The organism is Pseudomonas sp. P5_A2_2, from assembly GCF_054177685.1.
Map to the genome: position 1 here is coordinate 1 of NZ_JBGCUL010000932.1, position 1,716 is coordinate 1,716.

Here is a 1,716-nt window from a genome sequence, read left to right on the forward strand (position 1 = left end):
GTTGAGGTCGGTGTATTCGACGTTCAACCTGCTTCGGATGGCAGTGCCTACAAGGAGTACGTCCTGACGGAGAAAGGACGGGAGATCTTTCCGGTGGTGGTCAGCATGAGGCAGTGGGGCGAACGTTTCCTGTTCACGCGGGAAGAGACCCGTTCTGTGTTGTTGGACAATGCGTTCGGCCAGTCCCTGATGCCGATAGAAGTTCGCTCCTCGAGCGGTCAAAAACTTGGGCCGTCCGATTGCCACAGAGTGAGAGTGGTTGCCGACGAGTCGTGAATCGACAAGTGCCCCCTCAAGCGGATGCCTCCTGCGCTGAGCTTTGTTGAACGAATCGCTCAATCAGCCATCTCGCGGCCGGTCCTGGTGGCAGATCCGTGCGGTAAATGACGTCAAAGGCATAAATCCCGCTCTGGTATTCCGGCAGGTTCAGACGTACCAGCCGACCGGCCTGCAGGTCTTCCTCGACCATCGGACGGGGCATGTTCCCCCAGCCAATRCCTTCACGCAGCAGCATGTGCTTGGCGCCCAGGTCCGCCAGGCGCCAGGTGCGGTTGCTGAGGACGGCGAAATCCTTGTCCTTGGTCAGAAGCGAGCGGTCGGACAGCACCAGTTGCGTGAACTCTCGCCCGGCGCCCGGAATATTCACATCGCTTGATGCCAGTGGATGATTCGGCGCCGCCACCGGAATCAACTCGACACTGCCGACGCCAATTCTTTCGATACCGTCGATGCCCTCGTTCATGGGGCCACTGACACCGATGATCGCGCCACCGTTGATCACCAGGTCGGTGACGGCACCGAGCGCCTCCATATGCAAGTGCAGGGCAACCGTAGGGAACTCTTCGCGAAAGGATTTGAGTGCATCCACCACGCGCTCGGGGGGCAGCATGACATCGAGCACCACGTGGACTTCGGCTTCGAGCCCCTGAAGCAAGCCTTTGACCTTGGCGCGTAGTCCATGGATGCCGTTGGCAATGGTCCTGGCTTCGGCCAGAACGGTGCGACCGGCATCGGTGAGCTGGGGTTTGCGGGTTGTCTGGCGGTCGAATAGCGACACACCGAGCTGCATTTCAAGGTTGGCGATCGAGTAGCTGATGACCGAAGTGGCGCGGTGCAGTTTTCTGGCGGCCGCCGCAAAGCTGCCGACTTCCACGACCGTCAGGAACACGCGCAGTTGGTCCAGCGTCGGTGTTCCCGGGTCAGAGATCATGGCTGTTTCCTTGAATCAGACGGCGCTTGGCAAATTGCACGATTGAACTCCTATACCGGCTACGTGGGTCTGCTTTTCTAATTTATCGAATCTAATGATCTAAATTAGTCAGCTATTCAGATTAACCGGTGAGGCGCAAGATTTCTTCATAGCGGCGATTCATGGCGAGTCGCGCAAACTTTGAAGGAAATACCCCATGACGACTTCTGCAAACATCGCTCAATCAACCACCTCTGAACAGACCCGTTCCGATGTGACCCAATCCTCGGCCTCGTTGATCGGCCGCGTACTGCTCAGTGCAATCTTCATCCTTTCCGGTTTTTCGAAACTCGCCGCTCCGGCAATGATGGTCGGCTACATCGGTTCGGTCGGGCTTCCGCTTCCACAATTGGCGCTGGCGCTGGCGATCATTGTCGAGATCGGCGGTGGCCTGGCATTGATCGCCGGTTATCGTACCCGCACCGTTGCCGCAGTCCTGGCAGTGTTCAGCGTGTTCACCGCACTGG

The 1,716-nt window shown here is 58.1% G+C and carries 3 protein-coding genes; 2 read left to right on the forward strand and 1 reads right to left on the reverse strand.

Features of this window, described 5'->3' with window-relative positions:
* A partial coding sequence (locus ACXRVY_RS27460; protein WP_458238776.1) for a winged helix-turn-helix transcriptional regulator occupies positions 1 to 276 on the forward strand: 276 nt, incomplete at its 5' end.
* Between the two features lie 16 nt (positions 277 to 292).
* Here ACXRVY_RS27460 and ACXRVY_RS27465 read toward each other — a convergent pair.
* Positions 293 to 1,210: a LysR family transcriptional regulator gene (locus ACXRVY_RS27465; protein WP_223460567.1), complete on the reverse strand. Its 918-nt coding sequence runs from the start codon at positions 1,208 to 1,210 to the stop codon at positions 293 to 295.
* A 196-nt stretch (positions 1,211 to 1,406) separates the two neighbouring features.
* Between ACXRVY_RS27465 and ACXRVY_RS27470 the strand changes: the two genes are divergently transcribed.
* A partial coding sequence (locus ACXRVY_RS27470; RefSeq protein ID WP_458238777.1) for a DoxX family protein occupies positions 1,407 to 1,716 on the forward strand: 310 nt, incomplete at its 3' end.